The following is a 16,392-nucleotide window of genomic DNA, read 5'->3' as shown; positions in this document are numbered from 1 at the left end:
AGATGAATAAGAATAACGCTAAAAATTAACGTGCTCTGACACGATCAAAATCTTGGAAAATAAAGGTGTACTGTTTAGATTTGAGACGCCCAGCACTCGCAATTGAATTACCACGACTACCATTAGTAATTCGACCATTACGAGCAGTGGTAATAGAGCCATCACCATAAGAAGCCACTAATGTAATAATATCGCTTGCATGACGACGTCCTCGTCTTGCTGTATTTGCATCAAGCAAAATAGCCAAGTTTTCATCTTCTTCACTACCTGCTAATACATTAACCGTCACAGTTTGAGGTGTAGGCGCTGACCAACTCACTAAATTACCATTAATATCTACTGCGGTTTGAGTGATATCTACTGCTGGTAAATCTAAAGGATCACCATCATCTGAAAATGTGGTAATAGGAATACCTGCAGGAAATGTGTTACTTGCCTGAATAATTAAACTTAAACCTGTTGCTGAAATATCGTTCATTGTTTGTTCCTTAAACTAAATTGTGTGAGCCTTCAACTTTACGAACCCAATCGCCTTTACCGTAAATTAATACATATTTCATGATGTATTCTGGTAAATTAGAAGGGCCTGTTTCTTCAACGATTTCAGCGTTATACCAATAACCTTTATTTTGTACATCGTGCCACGCTAAATCATCACCTGCTGCATCTGTAATTGCGATTTTTTGTACTTCAGCCAGCGTTTTACCCGTAAGAATAGTGCCATTATTTAATGCTTTCGTAACCGCACCCGCAATAACCATCATCGCTCTTGCTTCACCATCTTTATTCGCTGGAATACCACGAGTGGAAAGCAATAAGCTTAACCATTGCTGTGCGATATGGGCTTTTAGCCATTGCTCATTAGTATGAACACTCATATCTAATGGATTAGAAGCATTTCCACATAAAAAACCACGTTGATAGAAGCTAATATCAGTGCCAGTAACAGCTGTTTCACCGTAATAGTTCACGCGTAATTTATCTAATCTATCCGCCGCAATATCTGTCTTAACTTGAGATGGGAAAGTGATACCAAATTGACGATACATATAGTTAGTCGTCGCGTTTGTGCGATCAAAATCTGTTGCCGCCATAATTGCCATCGGTAGAGCTTGAACAAAAAAGTCATCATCTGTTTTTAAATTTAATCCCGTTGATGCGGTACCGATTAATGCTTTACTATAAATTTCGGCTTGTTTATCCGGAACTGATAAATAGAGCTGGTATTTTACATTTTCACCCGCAATATACTCTGCTAACTCAACACTTTGCTCTACTGAAAGCTCGGTTAAGAATGTCGCACTACCAAATGAATCAGAAATCGCTTCTGCAGCGATAAATGCTTGAAGCGCCGTTTGTGCCACATTACCCTCAGATGCCTCTCCGTCACTTAACCCCATAGCATCGGCTAAAGGTGAGTGATCTATGGTGATCTTCGCTTTTTCTTGTACACCACCACTCATCAAAAAAGCACCATCAAGTGCATTAAAAGTGACGTAACAATTGGCAAATTGAGGTTCGCTTTCAGCATTTAATTTAGCTTGGATCAGAGAAGCAACATCAGCGTAAGACTCAACATCTTTTAGGGAAATATCAGTAATATTTTTAGAGATATCACCGATAGTCAAAGTAAATGCACCCTCTTCAATTAACTTTAATTTATCAAGCGTTGCTGCTGGCGTACCAAATAATGTCGGAGCACGACCTACGGGTTCAAAAGAAGCAATTTGTAGCTCTTTAGGTTTACTAATAGGTGCGGGACTAACATAACTAAAATATTGACGAGCAAATTTCGCTTCTGGTGATCCTGCACCAAGTAATTCATCCACTTGCCCACTAGCAAATTCAAGTACTTTCCCTGCTGGAATTTTAGGGTTTGTTGAGAAAATACGAGCTGTAAGTTTACGCATAGGTGCGGCTGATGCACCAATAACTGCGCTCGCAATATCAATATAGCGCGTTTGTTTAATAGACATATTTATCCTTAAATACGATATAGATTAGTAATAATTAAATTTGTTGCAGCAGTGTCTAAAGATAACGTACTGGAAAAAGTGACATTAAAATCAAATGAGGGATTATGCTCATAACTATTTCCAGCATTTATTATCGGCGCTCGTCTAATTTCGCTCGCACGTTGTATCCCTATTCCCACTTTTCTCATTGATTCGACAAAAGACAACGAATTAATAATCATTCGAGTCATTCGAATTAAATCACCTGCTGTTAAATTTGGATGTTGTTTAATAAAACCTTGAACCTGAAATGTTAATTCGAACAGTTGTTTTTCTTTATGATTTGCATTATCACCTTGAATATTATAATTTCTTTTTTGCCAACCTTGGCCAACCTCCTTTATAGGAAAAAACATAATAATATTATTATCTTGTTTTTTATCTGGCTGATAACCAGCAATAACATCAACATTAATATTTGCTGATTTAAATTGTTTTAATAGTTGTTCACGAATGGCAATATTAATATCATTATCTTTCATTTTACCTCCTTAATATAATTCTCCTTTTCTTTATAAAAATTTAATCTATTTTATTTTATAAATAATTTTTATTGATTATAAATTAATTAAAGGGATTTTTAATTAATACACTCTTGCCGAATATAATCTTGTAAACCTAAAATAATCTGTTCTGATTGCGCAATTCGTTCTCTGAGTACCCAATAATTTCGGATAGCGGTGTCAGTAGGTCTGGCGGTGCTTGCATCAACCAAGCCGGTGGTGGAATTGGCTGATATTTTGGGGCATTCTGCTTTGATATACACCCGCTCAGGAGTACGCTCACTAATATCACGCAACTGATCAATTTCTTTTTTTGCATGCACAAGTTCCTGTAAATGACGATTATCAAGTTGATTAAGCTGACTTATTCTTAATTGATAATCTTTATTCTCTGCAATCTGTTGAATAAGAGATTGATTAATATTATTGTATTCCTTTTTCAAGGATTTATTTTTATCAATTAACCAAATCGATCCTATACCTAGGCATAAAATCACTATTGCCATTATTTTTAATAAATAATTCATAATAACAACCAGGCATCTTCAAAAACTTTTTCTGAATAAGGTTGATAGCCAAGTTCAATATTAACAATCACTACTGCTAAAGGAATAGCGACATTTTTTAATTGTGTATTAATTGGATTATCTTCCTCAATACCAATTTCTTTTGATGCTCTAATAATATAGCCTGCCGTATTATTTTCGTTAGGTGGAGCATAACGATTGATAATTGTTTTAATAGTGTTTAAACCATATTTTTTTTGGTACGTTTGTAATAATTTGTAGATAGCTCGTATTCCATATTCAGGTGAAATAAATTGACAAAAATCTTTATCGGTTTGCTCTATGGATAATCCTTGCCATTTCGAACCGTGCCGGATATTACCGGGATTATTATTACGCTCACCTCGTGCTATTTTAGCCATTTTTAACTCCTGCTCTTCCTTTAAGGAGTTTACTCACGGAATCTACTCCGACATAGCCAATAAACACACTGGCTAAGTAAGCAAACTCATGATTAATATTAAATAAAATTAGAATATCTTTAATAAACCAAGCAAACATTGCACACATCAGCCCATCTATAGAGGTTTTTTTCCATCCTCCGCCGTTATATAAACCTCGAAGAATAGCCATTCCTCCAGCTAGAGAGGCTGATATTCCTTGTTCTTTCATTGAAGAAAGGACAATAAATATCTGTTCCCATAGATCTGGATTTTCTTTCATTGTTTCTCATGGCTTACCTCCAATAGGAGGAACTGTAATAAATAATATACTCATCCACAGCACTTAAATTTAAGTACTGTTTTAACATGAGTATGTTTATGTTTTATCTAATTAGATAAGTGGCAGATAGAAAAAAAGACCACATGGTGGTCTTCTATTGAAAATAAAATTTAACAGATATCGTTAATTTATATTAGTTACGAAAATAGAGATACAAAAAAGCCCCACTTCAAAAGTGGGGCTTTTTATATTCTGTTGTGAGGTCTTTAGATACAAATCTCTCACTGTGGAGTTATAGTATGCTTATTTTTCCTAGAAGTCAATAACTAGTTTCTACAAAAATAAATAAATAGAGAAAATTATTACTTAGCAGTCACTTCTTGCAGAATTTTTTCTGATAAGGACTCTTCTTTAAAGCACTCTTCAACTAAATGTTCAAATAACGGCTTGTAGTTACTGTACGCAGCAGTTTTAGAAACACTCACCACCATTTGTACTTTCTCTAATACTTCGCTGAATTTTAAACGAGGATACCCGCGTCCTGAACATTGATTACAAGGTTTGAAAACAGACATACCCTGCTTTTCACTCTCTTTTTTATCTAAAACTTGACCACGTCCATGACAACGACATGCTAAACGAATTTCAGCTTTCCCCTTACATGTAGGGCAAACCACTCGAGTTGTTTCTCTTACTTCACGGTAAGAAGTTTTATTTTGGGGTTTAACTTTAAGCTCATTTTTAAAATTTCGCTCAAGCTCTTTAACAGATTTTGAGGTGTAGCTTTTGGTAGTAAAAACGTCAACTTCAATAAATCCATTACTGCAATCAGGACACGCTTTCTTACTTGCGGCACTTCTTGCGTAATCTTGGAAAGCATAATTAGCAATAATGTGTAAAACATTAGCTTTCACATCTTCATTAAGTTTATCAATGGCTTTATATTGATAAGCTTGGGTTAGTGCATATTGATAAAGGCTTTCTATTGCTTCACTGGGATGATTAATACTATGTTTAGCTAAAAATAACTCTATGCCCATTCGCCCTTTTCGAGTTGCTAAACTAATTGATGTCATCACATCAGTCACTGACAGTGAATCTACTGCCTTCACTGTTCTTACATCACTTAATACAATGCTTTTTGGTGAAAAATATTTAGGTAAGTCTGCTAGTCTCATTTAATGCTCCTTTTGATTTCCTATCACTACTCATTGGTCATCCATGTACCACGACAAGGCATGGCATTTATGCATCTAAATCACCCGCATTTTACGGCGTTATCTCAACGTGATTTTTACTTACCACTCTTGCATTGGTTTATTTAGTTACTTTTTTGTACTTTTCGCACTTTTATTAACTAATAGTTAATGCTATATTTTAACCAAAGTGACGTCAAGCAGCAAAGGAAATTAACCAGTGGTTAAAAATGATAATAAAACGGAGTTCACAAAAAGGCTTCAAGAAGCTTGCTTAGATTCAGGGATTGCAGGACGTGGATTAGGTAAAAGAATTACAGATGCACTCGCTGAGCAAGGCATAAAAGTCAGTGCTCCAGCTGTATGGAAATGGCTGAACAATGAGTCAATTCCTGATCCAACAAATATCTTAGCATTAAGTCGATGGCTCGATGTTCGAGCAGAATGGTTAGAATATGGGCGAGGAGCAAAAAGAAACGATGGTGTTTCAGTAAATGAAATGACACCTGTTGATGATTGGGATAATAATACGCCGATAGAACGAGATGAAGTTGAGATCCCCTTCTATACTACTATTGAATTGGCTGCAGGTTTCGGAAGTTGTACCACTGATAATCAAAAGGTGGAATTATTGAGATTTTCTCGTTCTACATTTAATCGCTATGGCGTTCAACCTAGTGATGCCGTTGCTTTTAAAGTTCATGGTGACAGTATGTCCCCAGTTATTCCTGATGGTTCGATTGTCACTATCAGTACAGGACATACAAAAATTGTTGATGGTGGTATTTATGCTATTCAACAAGGCGATCTTTTGAGAGTTAAAATTTTACACCGACTCCCCAATAACACCATTATCATCCGCAGCTATAATACTATTGATTACCCAGATGAGCGTTCGACATTAGAAGAAGTGAAAATTTTGGGACGAGTATTTAATTGGTCTGTGATGGGTTGGTGATCACGATAATACACAAAAACACCACAATCTTTTTATGTGGTGTTTTTTTACTATATCATTTCAATATTAAAATTGATCCAAGAAAAAACCCGCTATCTCTTGCGAGATAACGGGTTCTTATATGGTGCCGGCTACCGGAGTCGAACTGGTGACCTACTGATTACAAGTCAGTTGCTCTACCAACTGAGCTAAGCCGGCTAATTCTGGCGGAAGGATAGAGATTCGAACTCTAGGATGGTTTCCCATCGGCGGTTTTCAAGACCGCTGCCTTCAGCCACTCGGCCATCCTTCCATAGCGCGGAATTATGCCTATCTCTGACCCCGCTGTCTAGTCCTGATTGTAAAAAAAATGACTTTTTTATCTGTTTGCTCAATCTTCAAACGCTTTCTGCTTAAAAAATGCTAACTCACTAATATATTGATTAATTTTTGATAACTAAAGATAAAAAAGCAGAGTGATATCGAGAAATAAACGGAGTACCCCGTAAGGGTTTAAATAAAAATAAATAAGAGGAAAAATAAAAAAGAGAATTATAGATAAGAAAAAACCCGCTACCTCTTACGAGATAACGGGTTCTTATATGGTGCCGGCTACCGGAGTCGAACTGGTGACCTACTGATTACAAGTCAGTTGCTCTACCAACTGAGCTAAGCCGGCTAATTCTGGCGGAAGGATAGAGATTCGAACTCTAGGATGGTTTCCCATCGGCGGTTTTCAAGACCGCTGCCTTCAGCCACTCGGCCATCCTTCCATAGCGCGGAATTATGCCTATCTCTGACCCCGCTGTCTAGCTCCGATTGTAAAAAAAATAGATTTTTTTGTTTGTTTGCTCAAAGTTCATCCGAATATCCCTTTTAAAAGGATAACCTGTTAATATAATGGCTGAATAATGGTGATTGTTTATTCAATTTTCTATTTTTAATTACATTGTCTCTTAAAGGCTCGCAAACTGAATGCGTACATTGAACCAACTCAAGCCAAATACACTAACTCGTCTATATGCCCTATTCCTTCTTTTTATGGTCATATCGCTTTTTCTATACGCTTACAGTTATTTTGACACTTGGCTAGATAGCAAAAAAAACGCTATCAACAATACAACTCTCAAATTCTCTCGACAGGTTGAAGATTACCGTTATCACTCTAATCAGCTTTTTCAGTTATCAAATAAAATAACCGATACCTCGATGTTTCCTGTATTGCGACTTAATCCAATAAAATTGCGTTCTGATGTATTTTGGCTTGAAGGACGAGACCAAACCGTAGATTCCATTATATTTGGTAAACCCAATGAGCAAACCTTTCAGTTAGCACAACGATTTGCAAATTCACTCGAAATTCTTTGGGGTGTGCGTAATGATTACAGTTCACTTTATTATCTAAATGGTAAAGGGAATGATCTTATCTTAATTACGACCCATTCTGTGCTTAAACCGGAGATCCGTTACAAAGAAAGCTATTTAACATTAACGGCTGAAAGTAAACGGTCTGAGTTATTGATGCAATCAACTGCATTAGATGAAAAAGAGAGCCTTTCTCCTATTAGGAAAATGTCTACGGAAAACATTTATTACTATACTTATCGTATTATGTTTAATGTTCCGGGTCAGCTAACCAGCGTAGTGGCGTTTGATTTGCCTATCAATAATTTCTTGCCTTCAGAGCTATCTCCACACTACTTAAGATTACTTCCGACAGGTCAGCAATCTGTTTATGACAAGAATAACATTGAAATATCAACCGATGGCTCTTCACTGATTTTTTCTCAACCGATTATTGGGATCCCATATTCACTCTCTTATGAATACCCTATGAAGTCGATTATAAAAGAGATTGCCTACAAAAATATTTGGTTATTAATCAGTCTACTGATATTTATTTCTATCTCCGTTTTTGGCCATATTTATATCCGTAACAAGTACGTTTTCCCTTATATCTCTATGACTCGTAATCTACGGATCAAAGAAGAGATGACAAACGACATCATTTCAAACCTTCCGATAGGATTACTAGTCTATAATTTTTCCTCTAACCATAAGATTATTAGTAATAGTCATGCGGAAAAATTACTGCCTCATATCGATTTATCTAAGATCCGCCAAATGGCAGTTGAGCACAATGGCTTAATTCAAACGGCTATCAACAACGAAATTTATGAAATAAGAACAAGTAATAATAACAATATTGACAATACCTCATTATTCATATTTCTGAATAAAGATAACGAAGCGCTAATCAATAAAAAATTACAACTTGCACAGCAAGAATATGAGAAAAATACCATCGCACGACGCAAGATCTTATCTAATATGTCATTAGAATTAATGCGTCCTATCAAAGATATAAATGAGATGGTTTATCAATTTAAAGAATTATTACCCGAAGACACTCATCAACAATTGCTTAGCTTATTATTAGAGAAAACAAATTACATTTCTGAATGGATAGAAAACATTACATTAATTAATAAGTTAGAAAACCAAGAATGGAAAATTCATAAGGATGAATTTGAACTATCAACATTAGTTGAATCTATTCTGATAACAGCATCACCTTTTATGATAAGAAAAGGCCTAACACTTTATTTCCACAATAATATAAGACCTGGATTACTTTTAATTAACGATGGTCCCGCTTTAAGTAAGATTATTTTATCATTGATTAATTATGCCATTAGCACGACTAATTATGGAAAGATAACCGTTAATCTGAATTTAGTTAAAAATAAAGATAAAGAAGAAATACTTATAGATATTATTGACAGTGGAAGCGGGCTTACCCCTCAAGATATTGCTAATATAAAATACCCATTCTTAGGACAAGCAATGGGAGACAAATATTATTCTAATTCAGGTATCATTTTTTATTTATGCCATTTGCTATGCAACAAAATACAAGGAGAATTAACGATTAAGAGCCAAGAAAGTATTGGTTCTCATTTCCAAATTGCACTCCCATACCAGCATATAGATACTGAAGAACGAACATTTAACGTATTATTAGAGGGAGTAAACGCAAAACTCGCTATAAAAAATCCTGAAATAGAAAAAATTATCTGTCAACAGCTTGATAAATATGGCGCCACATACTTTGATAAAAATAGAGAGAATCTTTATCCTGAATACGATATCATACTTAAGGATACGCCGAATGATAACCCTGAATCTCCAACAATATTATTAATGAGTTCTATTGTTGGATTTGAAAAAATATCAAAAGATTTAATAAAGTGTAACTATAACTTCGGTGATCCTTTAATAGAGGCTATTACTTATTTAATTGAAGAAAATGAGTCATTTTCCCTAGATACAACTGAAGAGAGTATTTGGGATGAAAATAATAACCTTGATAAATACGAAGTAATTCTTAATAATTATAGGAAGAAGTTGAATGGTAGTGATTATAAGGAACTATTTATCAGTACTGTTCCTATTGATGTTGAAAAACTACACTTAGAAGCAACAAATAAAGACTTTTATTCTCTAGCCCAGACAGCTCACCGTCTAAAAGGGGTTTTTGCCATGTTAGATTTAGAATATCTCAGAGAAAGCTGTGAATATTTAGAGCATGACATAAAAAATCATAATGAATTAGAGATCAAAGAACGTATCACTCAACTGGATAAATGGATTCAACAGTTGCTGCAGCAAGGTAACAATTAAACATGAATAACCTTAATATTATTATTGCCGATGATCACCCAATCGTTTTATTCGGTATTCGTAAATCTTTAGAACAAATTGAATGGGTCAATGTTGTAGGTGAATTTGAAGATTCGACTTCACTTATCAATAACTTACCTAAGTTAAATGTGGATGCTTTAATTACTGACTTGTCTATGCCTGGCGATAAGTATGGTGATGGTATTACACTCATTAAGTACATTAAAAGACATTATCCTAATTTGTCGATTATTGTACTCACAATGAATAACAACCCAGCTATTTTGAGCGCAGTTCTTGATCTTGAAATTGAAGGTATTGTGCTTAAGCAAGGTGCTCCGACTGATCTACCAAAAGCATTGGCTGCACTACAAAAAGGCAAGAAATTTATGCCTGAAAGCGTTGCGAAGCTACTTGAAAAAGTAAATGCAAATGGTTATGGCGATAAACGTTTATCACCAAAAGAAAGTGAAGTGCTGAGATTATTTGCTGAAGGCTTTCTTGTGACTGAAATCGCGAAAAAACTTAATCGTAGTATTAAAACGATTAGTAGTCAGAAAAAATCAGCCATGATGAAATTAGGTGTCGATAACGATATCGCATTACTTAATTACTTGTCATCAGTGACTATTGATAAGGAAATTAACGGCCCAGATTAATTTCACCGTAGTTACCTTAGTCGCACCGATAAAATCAGGAAGCTCATCCCTTTGTGGGAGCTTCTCTGCTTTTTAATTTTTACTCTTTATCTCTCATTCTCTTTGGGTTTGCCTTTCTCTTTTCTTGCAAATATTTCCTGTTCAGAAGCACCTTATAAGCTGCATGGCTTATATCATACCTTTACTAGTTTTTTCGCTTATAGGCTGTTACAGAGACTCCCTCACTCTCCTTTTAATCGGCTTGTCTTATTATGGCTGTACTTTGCTTCATTTTATCTATCAAAATGCTTTGTAATTACGTCATTTTTACCTTATTTTGACTTAAAAAAACCAAGGCTAATAAATTAGCCTTGGTTTTTTTACTCGTTTTATTGTTCACGATCTAGAATTATTCTTTAGGTATATACTTCACCAACACTTCTCTTAAAATAGAAAGCGAAACAGGTTTAGATACACAATCATTCATTCCTGCATCAATACAGCGTTGTTTCTCTTCTGCAATCGCATTCGCCGTCACACCAATCACAGGCATATTACTGCCTATTTCTATTATATGTGTTGCCAGCTGATAACCATTCATGTTTGGCATATTGACATCCGTCAGAACGATATCAACATGATTTTTAGCTAAATACGTTAATGCGTCACAGCCATCTTCTGCTGTTACTGTATTAAAACCGATTTTTTTCAGTTGATCAGTCAACAATAAGCGGTTTATTGGGTGATCATCGACAATAAGAATCGTTAAGGTTTGTAAGCTACAATCAGTATCTTGCTCCACCATATCCACACAATTTGCTTCCACTTTATTTTGTGGCAATTGCAGGATTATTTTTGTTAACTCGTTTAATTTATAAGTACTGCAGACCCATACGTTTCCAGCTGTTTTCTTCGACGGCTCAAAATAATGCTCGTTGATCCTAATAAATTGGCAGTTATCTTTTCTTGGTATATCGTAATCTGTGATAATAAAATCGGTTGAAGATAACACCACTTCTTCAGTAAGTAATTCGCAACTCAAGCCAAAATAACGAAGGTATCGACCAATAAAGCCTTCTAAATAGAGATTTTTAATATCAATAAAACAGCGAACATTACTTTCTTTATAAATATTCTGTTTAGAAGAAGGCTCAACGCCTTCTAAAGCACCATAAAGAGGTATACGAACTGTAAAGCGGCTACCAATATTTTCTTGGGAAACAACGCTGATATCCCCATCCATTAAGTTAATTAGTTTTTCACAAATAGCTAAACCTAATCCTGTCCCTTCTGATGCACTTTCTGTATTTTGAGACACTTGGAAGAATGGTTCAAAAAGCTCATGCAATGCTTTGTCGCTGATCCCTCGCCCTGTATCGTGAATATCGAAATAGAGATAATAATCATCTTTATAAAGATGCAAGGTAATACACCCTGTCGTAGTGAATTTAATACTGTTATTCAATAAATTAGAGATAACTTGTTGCACACGAACTGGATCACTATTTACAATTTTAGGTACATCAGGTTCGATAAAACAGTAAATAGCTAAGTCTTTTTTCGCAATCAAAGGTAAATAGTTAGAGATAACAAAAGAGAGCACTTGGCGACAATTAAATGGCTTAATATCAATTTTTAACTGTTTAGATTCAATTTTCGAGAAATCGAGGATATCACTAATAATTTTTAGTAATAACGATGAGGAGTTATCCATCGTTTTTAATAATCGAGCAGCATCATCGCTTTGTGTAAGAGATTGTAATAACTCTAAATTACCAATAATGCCATAAAGTGGCGTTCGTAATTCATGGCTGACAGTTGCCAAGAACATCGATTTAGCTTGGTTAGCTTGCTCCGCAGCTGTCGCCATGTTTTGTAATGAGCGCTCCATTTTAACCCGTGCGCTAATATCCACTAAAACACAGATGGCCACATCTTCATTTTGATAACGTGAATTAACAAAGCTAATTTGCAGATGATTACGATTGTTGGTCACTACATCGACCATATTGCTACTTTTCTCTGCAATAATAGAGAGGATATTTTGTTTATCGCTATGGCTAAGTAAACGAAAATAGTTATGAGCGAGTTCGTTACTTAAAATGATCATGCCATCACGTATTCTAAGAATACTAATCCCAACTGGCGCTGATGCTACAATCTTATGGTTAAACTGCTCGTGTTCTTCCAGACGAGAGGCATTGTTTTCAGCTGGAGAGAATATTTTTCGCTCAAAGATCCATACGAAGATAAAAATCATAATGGCTGAAATAATATTTAAGATCAGCGCATTAAAAATCGTAAATTTAAATTCATTTAAAATTTGTTTGAGTGGTAATGAATACACCACACTAAAAGATGAAGGCAATAATTTACGCTTAGCAACTAAGTCACTAAAGTCTTCATCAAAACCAAAATAAGGGGCACTAACATCAGGAACTTGTTTAACGGCATGATAGTTATTTTCTGCTGGATAGCTTAAAACAGTGGTATTTCTACTATTAAGAAGGTGAATTGAAATCACTCTGTCTTTGGCGGGAGAAAAATATTCAAGGCGAATTGCCCTTTCAATACCGATCAAGCCAATAAATTTACCTGAGGCATAAACTGGCGACATAACATATAAAATGCCGCTATCTCCTTTTGCATCTGGCACTATCCAATATTGGTTAACCTCTTTACCTTGTGCGCGTTGATTGATGTAGTTACGTGTATTTTCGTAAACCATCTTTTTCAACATTTCAGTATCAACAGGGGATGCGCGCAAAGGGAAGTTAATCATACACATGCTATGGGAGCCAACCATAAAGACTTGGTTTATTCCTTGCAGGGCGGGTGTATTATCTTTCCAATAATATAAGATGCTGTTAAATGAGCGAAAATAGTTATTTGTTTGTCCTTTAAACAATTCACAATCCGCAGTGTCATTAAGTTTATGAAGTGAAAAAGGTCCTTCATAAAATAATGAATTTTTCATGCTCGGATTTAAATTGATCTGTTCTTGATGTCGTTCTGCGAGGTATTGTAAATCACGGATGGTGCCAGAAGTTTGCCTAAAGAAGCCAAGGAGATTGGTGTAGTTATTACTATACTCTTGCCGAATATCTGACTTTGTGTCATTGAAAATATTGATGAGGTAAAACATGGTTAACAATGCACCCATCGCCCACAACATGATACCTAATACACGAAAAAGGTAGCGGGAAATTTTTAACGATGTTTTAAAGGACGAGAGATATCTCAAACAACCACCCTAATCAATAATGCCTACCGCATAAGAAACTTATTCTATTCTAGCAGAAGTTACTGTATGTCTGAATGATATGATCTTTATCATCAAGATAATTTTTTCTGATGATGAACTGATCCTACCATATAAAAAAAGCAGGCAATTATGCCTGCTTTCTTTTATTTATACATCACAATAATGATAAATATTATTCTTCGTCTGCATCATCCGCTAAATCTGAATCAGGTGCTTCTGATGACTCTTCGTTAATAACTTCATTAACTTCATCGTCATCTAATGCATCATCTTCATCTTCAACACGTTGCAAGCCAACGACCAACTCACCTTCGGTTGTACGAATTAAGGTAACACCTTGTGTATTACGTCCAACAATGCTGACTTCAGAAACTCGTGTACGAACTAATGTACCCGCATTCGTGATCATCATAATCTGGTCAGTTTCTTCAACTTGAATTGCACCAACAACTTTACCGTTACGCTCACTGACTTTAATAGAGATAACGCCTTGTGTTGCACGATTCTTCGTTGGGTATTCGCTTTGAGCAGTACGTTTACCATAACCATTTTCAGTTACGGTTAAGATATCACCTTCACCACGAGGGATGATAAGTGAAACCACTTTATCGTCATCGCTCAGTTTCATACCACGAACACCTGTCGCAGTACGTCCCATTGGGCGAACACAATCTTCTGCAAAGCGAACCACTTTACCATCCGCAGAGAACAACATAACTTCGTTAGTGCTGTCGGTTAAATCAACACCGATTAACTCATCACCTTCATTTAAGTTGACGGCAATAATACCTGCACTACGAGGACGGCTGAAATCTTGCAGAGGTGTTTTCTTCACGGTGCCGCTTGCTGTTGCCATAAAGACAAACTTACCTTCTTCATACTCTCTCACTGGCAAAATAGCCGTAATACGTTCATTTTGCTCAAGAGGTAATAAGTTGATAATTGGGCGACCACGAGCACCGCGACTTGCTTCTGGTAATTGGTAAACTTTCATCCAGTAGAGACGACCACGGCTTGAGAAGCACAGAATGGTGTCATGGGTGTTAGCTACCAACAGACGATCGATAAAGTCTTCTTCTTTAATTCTTGCTGCTGATTTACCTTTACCGCCACGACGCTGTGCTTCGTAATCGGTAAGTGGCTGATATTTAACGTAACCTTGATGAGAAAGTGTCACAACAACATTTTCTTCATTGATCAAGTCTTCGATATTAATATCTGCTGTATTTTCAGTGATCTCAGTACGACGAGGATCGTTATATTGATCTTTAATCGCATTTAGCTCTTCACGAATGACTTCCATCAGACGCTCTGGGCTTCTTAAGATATGTAATAGCTCAGCAATTTGGAGCAATAACTCACGATATTCATCTAACAGTTTTTCATGTTCAAGGCCGGTCAGTTTCTGCAAACGCAGATCCAAAATAGCCTGAGCTTGTTGCTCTGTTAGATAGTACTTACCGTCATGCACACCATATTGTGGCTCTAACCATTCAGGACGAGCAACATTGCTGTCACCAGCACGCTCTAACATGGTAGAAACGCTACCTAAATCCCAAGGTTGTGCAATTAACGCCGCTTTTGCTTCTGCTGGATTTGGTGCTTGACGGATCATTTCAATAACTGGGTCAATGTTCGCCAAGGCAACAGCCAGTGCTTCTAAGATATGGGCGCGGTCGCGTGCTTTACGTAATTCGAAAATAGTACGACGAGTAACAACTTCACGACGATGACGAATAAAGGCAGAGATAATTTCTTTTAAATTTAATAATTTTGGCTGGCCTTGGTGAAGCGCAACCATATTAATACCAAAAGAAACCTGCATTTGTGTTTGTGAGAATAAGTGATTTAATACCACTTCACCCACAGCATCACGTTTGATTTCAACGACAATACGCATACCGTCTTTATCAGACTCATCACGTAAGCCGCTAATACCTTCAATACGCTTATCTTTAACAAGCTCTGCAATTTTTTCAATTAAGCGAGCTTTATTCACCTGATAAGGAATTTCTGTCACGATAATAGTTTCGCGGCCTGTCTTCTCATCAGTTTCGATATCAGCCTGAGCACGGATATAAATTTTTCCGCGACCAGTACGGTAAGCATCTAAAATTCCTCTGCGACCATTAATAATAGCGGCAGTCGGGAAATCAGGCCCCGTAATATGTTCCATCAACTCTTCAATCGTGATGTCTTCGTTATCAACGTAAGCAAGACAGCCGTCGATAACTTCGCCTAGGTTATGTGGAGGAATGTTTGTTGCCATCCCTACCGCAATCCCTGAAGAACCATTGACTAACAAGTTTGGAATACGGGTTGGCATTACTGCCGGAATATGTTCTGTTCCATCATAGTTAGGAACAAAATCAACCGTTTCTTTTTCCAAATCCGCCAGCAGTTCATGGGCGATTTTCGCCATACGAACTTCGGTATAACGCATCGCAGCCGCCGAGTCACCATCAACTGACCCGAAGTTACCCTGCCCGTCAACCAACATGTAACGCATAGAAAAAGGCTGTGCTAAACGAACAATCGTTTCATAAACAGCACTGTCACCGTGCGGGTGATATTTACCGATAACATCCCCAACAACACGGGCTGATTTTTTATAAGGTTTATTCCAATCGTTTCCTAGTACATTCATCGCGAAAAGCACTCGGCGGTGTACTGGCTTCAGTCCGTCTCGAACATCGGGTAATGCGCGTCCTACAATAACAGACATCGCATAATCCAAATATGAGCTTTTCAGCTCTTCTTCGATATTAACTGGTGTGATTTCTCTGGCAATGTCGCTCATGGAGCCACTGTCCCTCATACTACGGATTCAAAGGTTTAGAACTATACCACAAATCGCCAATTTTTGGAAAAAGGAAACAACTAAATTAATGATCCTTTCGCTATTCTCTTCGATTTCACCGTCTA

At 36.5% G+C, this 16,392-nt stretch carries 12 protein-coding genes and 4 tRNA genes; 3 read left to right on the top strand and 13 right to left on the bottom strand.

Translation table 11 applies throughout. The annotated features are described in order from the left end of the window. Positions 1-25: 25 nt before the first annotated feature. The 7 genes from JEP36_RS07225 to JEP36_RS07195 all read right to left on the bottom strand — a co-directional run bounded on the left by JEP36_RS07225 (position 26) and on the right by JEP36_RS07195 (position 4,925). A complete protein-coding gene (locus tag JEP36_RS07225) occupies positions 26-478 on the bottom strand; it encodes a phage tail fiber protein (RefSeq protein WP_109373851.1) in 453 nt (150 codons plus the stop codon). A 10-nt stretch (positions 479-488) separates the two neighbouring features. Continuing rightward, positions 489-1,976 (bottom strand): DUF3383 domain-containing protein, encoded by a 1,488-nt coding sequence (locus JEP36_RS07220; protein WP_198630030.1) that lies wholly within the window; start codon positions 1,974-1,976, stop codon positions 489-491. Positions 1,977-1,984: 8 nt separating this feature from the next. Next, a complete protein-coding gene (locus tag JEP36_RS07215; RefSeq protein WP_198619788.1) occupies positions 1,985-2,497 on the bottom strand; it encodes a phage gateway protein in 513 nt (170 codons plus the stop codon). A 98-nt stretch (positions 2,498-2,595) separates the two neighbouring features. Next, a complete protein-coding gene (locus tag JEP36_RS07210; protein WP_198619787.1) occupies positions 2,596-3,045 on the bottom strand; it encodes a lysis protein in 450 nt (149 codons plus the stop codon). Then, positions 3,042-3,446, bottom strand: coding sequence for a structural protein (locus JEP36_RS07205; protein WP_198619786.1), 405 nt, complete (start codon positions 3,444-3,446; stop codon positions 3,042-3,044). The genes JEP36_RS07210 and JEP36_RS07205 overlap by 4 nt, the downstream gene beginning before the upstream one ends. Beyond that, the gene (locus JEP36_RS07200) at positions 3,439-3,747 is read right to left on the bottom strand and encodes a phage holin, lambda family (RefSeq protein WP_088495157.1); all 309 of its coding nucleotides are present in this window, start codon (positions 3,745-3,747) and stop codon (positions 3,439-3,441) included. The genes JEP36_RS07205 and JEP36_RS07200 overlap by 8 nt, the downstream gene beginning before the upstream one ends. Before the next feature lie 362 nt (positions 3,748-4,109). Next, the gene (locus JEP36_RS07195; RefSeq protein ID WP_198619785.1) at positions 4,110-4,925 is read right to left on the bottom strand and encodes an antitermination protein Q; all 816 of its coding nucleotides are present in this window, start codon (positions 4,923-4,925) and stop codon (positions 4,110-4,112) included. Between the two features lie 238 nt (positions 4,926-5,163). On the opposite strand from JEP36_RS07195, the gene JEP36_RS17880 reads away from it, so the two are divergent. Beyond that, a complete protein-coding gene (locus JEP36_RS17880; protein WP_160230518.1) occupies positions 5,164-5,901 on the top strand; it encodes a LexA family transcriptional regulator in 738 nt (245 codons plus the stop codon). A gap of 122 nt (positions 5,902-6,023) precedes the next feature. Here the strand turns inward: JEP36_RS17880 and JEP36_RS07185 are convergent. The 4 genes from JEP36_RS07185 to JEP36_RS07170 all read right to left on the bottom strand — a co-directional run bounded on the left by JEP36_RS07185 (position 6,024) and on the right by JEP36_RS07170 (position 6,653). After that, a tRNA-Thr gene (locus JEP36_RS07185) sits at positions 6,024-6,099 on the bottom strand. A gap of 6 nt (positions 6,100-6,105) precedes the next feature. Beyond that, positions 6,106-6,193: transfer RNA gene (locus JEP36_RS07180), tRNA-Ser, on the bottom strand. 290 nt (positions 6,194-6,483) lie between these two features. Next, positions 6,484-6,559: transfer RNA gene (locus tag JEP36_RS07175), tRNA-Thr, on the bottom strand. Positions 6,560-6,565: 6 nt separating this feature from the next. Further along, positions 6,566-6,653, bottom strand: a tRNA-Ser gene (locus JEP36_RS07170). A gap of 202 nt (positions 6,654-6,855) precedes the next feature. Here JEP36_RS07170 and rcsD point away from each other — a divergent pair. Together rcsD and rcsB are read left to right on the top strand one after the other, a co-directional pair. Further along, positions 6,856-9,564: a phosphotransferase RcsD gene (gene rcsD / locus JEP36_RS07165; RefSeq protein ID WP_198619784.1), complete on the top strand. Its 2,709-nt coding sequence runs from the start codon at positions 6,856-6,858 to the stop codon at positions 9,562-9,564. A 2-nt stretch (positions 9,565-9,566) separates the two neighbouring features. Then, the gene (gene rcsB, locus JEP36_RS07160) at positions 9,567-10,223 is read left to right on the top strand and encodes a response regulator transcription factor RcsB (protein ID WP_006533269.1); all 657 of its coding nucleotides are present in this window, start codon (positions 9,567-9,569) and stop codon (positions 10,221-10,223) included. A 388-nt stretch (positions 10,224-10,611) separates the two neighbouring features. Here the strand turns inward: rcsB and rcsC are convergent, their stop codons facing one another. After that, positions 10,612-13,446 carry a two-component system sensor histidine kinase RcsC gene (gene rcsC / locus JEP36_RS07155; RefSeq protein WP_198630029.1) on the bottom strand — a complete coding sequence of 945 codons (2,835 nt, stop codon included), beginning with the start codon at positions 13,444-13,446 and terminating at the stop codon, positions 10,612-10,614. A 193-nt stretch (positions 13,447-13,639) separates the two neighbouring features. Next, a complete protein-coding gene (gene gyrA, locus JEP36_RS07150; RefSeq protein WP_198619782.1) occupies positions 13,640-16,267 on the bottom strand; it encodes a DNA topoisomerase (ATP-hydrolyzing) subunit A in 2,628 nt (875 codons plus the stop codon). Between the last annotated feature and the right edge of the window lie 125 nt (positions 16,268-16,392).

Source organism: Proteus sp. PR00208, assembly GCF_016238545.1.
Taxonomy (GTDB): Bacteria; Pseudomonadota; Gammaproteobacteria; order Enterobacterales; family Enterobacteriaceae; genus Proteus.
The sequence above is the reverse complement of the archived record's forward strand: the minus strand, read 5'-3'. Positions and strand labels throughout refer to the sequence as shown.

Excerpts from the sequence above, each read along its gene's own strand:
- JEP36_RS07225 (WP_109373851.1), bottom strand. The coding sequence starts at position 478 with ATGAACGATATTTCAGCAACAGGTTTAAGTTTAATTATTCAGGCAAGT.
- JEP36_RS07220 (WP_198630030.1), bottom strand. The coding sequence starts at position 1,976 with ATGTCTATTAAACAAACGCGCTATATTGATATTGCGAGCGCAGTTATT.
- JEP36_RS07215 (WP_198619788.1), bottom strand. The coding sequence starts at position 2,497 with ATGAAAGATAATGATATTAATATTGCCATTCGTGAACAACTATTAAAA.
- JEP36_RS07210 (WP_198619787.1), bottom strand. The coding sequence starts at position 3,045 with ATGAATTATTTATTAAAAATAATGGCAATAGTGATTTTATGCCTAGGT.
- JEP36_RS07205 (WP_198619786.1), bottom strand. The coding sequence starts at position 3,446 with ATGGCTAAAATAGCACGAGGTGAGCGTAATAATAATCCCGGTAATATC.
- JEP36_RS07200 (WP_088495157.1), bottom strand. The coding sequence starts at position 3,747 with ATGAAAGAAAATCCAGATCTATGGGAACAGATATTTATTGTCCTTTCT.
- JEP36_RS07195 (WP_198619785.1), bottom strand. The coding sequence starts at position 4,925 with ATGAGACTAGCAGACTTACCTAAATATTTTTCACCAAAAAGCATTGTA.
- rcsD (WP_198619784.1), top strand. The coding sequence starts at position 6,856 with ATGCGTACATTGAACCAACTCAAGCCAAATACACTAACTCGTCTATAT.
- rcsB (WP_006533269.1), top strand. The coding sequence starts at position 9,567 with ATGAATAACCTTAATATTATTATTGCCGATGATCACCCAATCGTTTTA.
- gyrA (WP_198619782.1), bottom strand. The coding sequence starts at position 16,267 with ATGAGCGACATTGCCAGAGAAATCACACCAGTTAATATCGAAGAAGAG.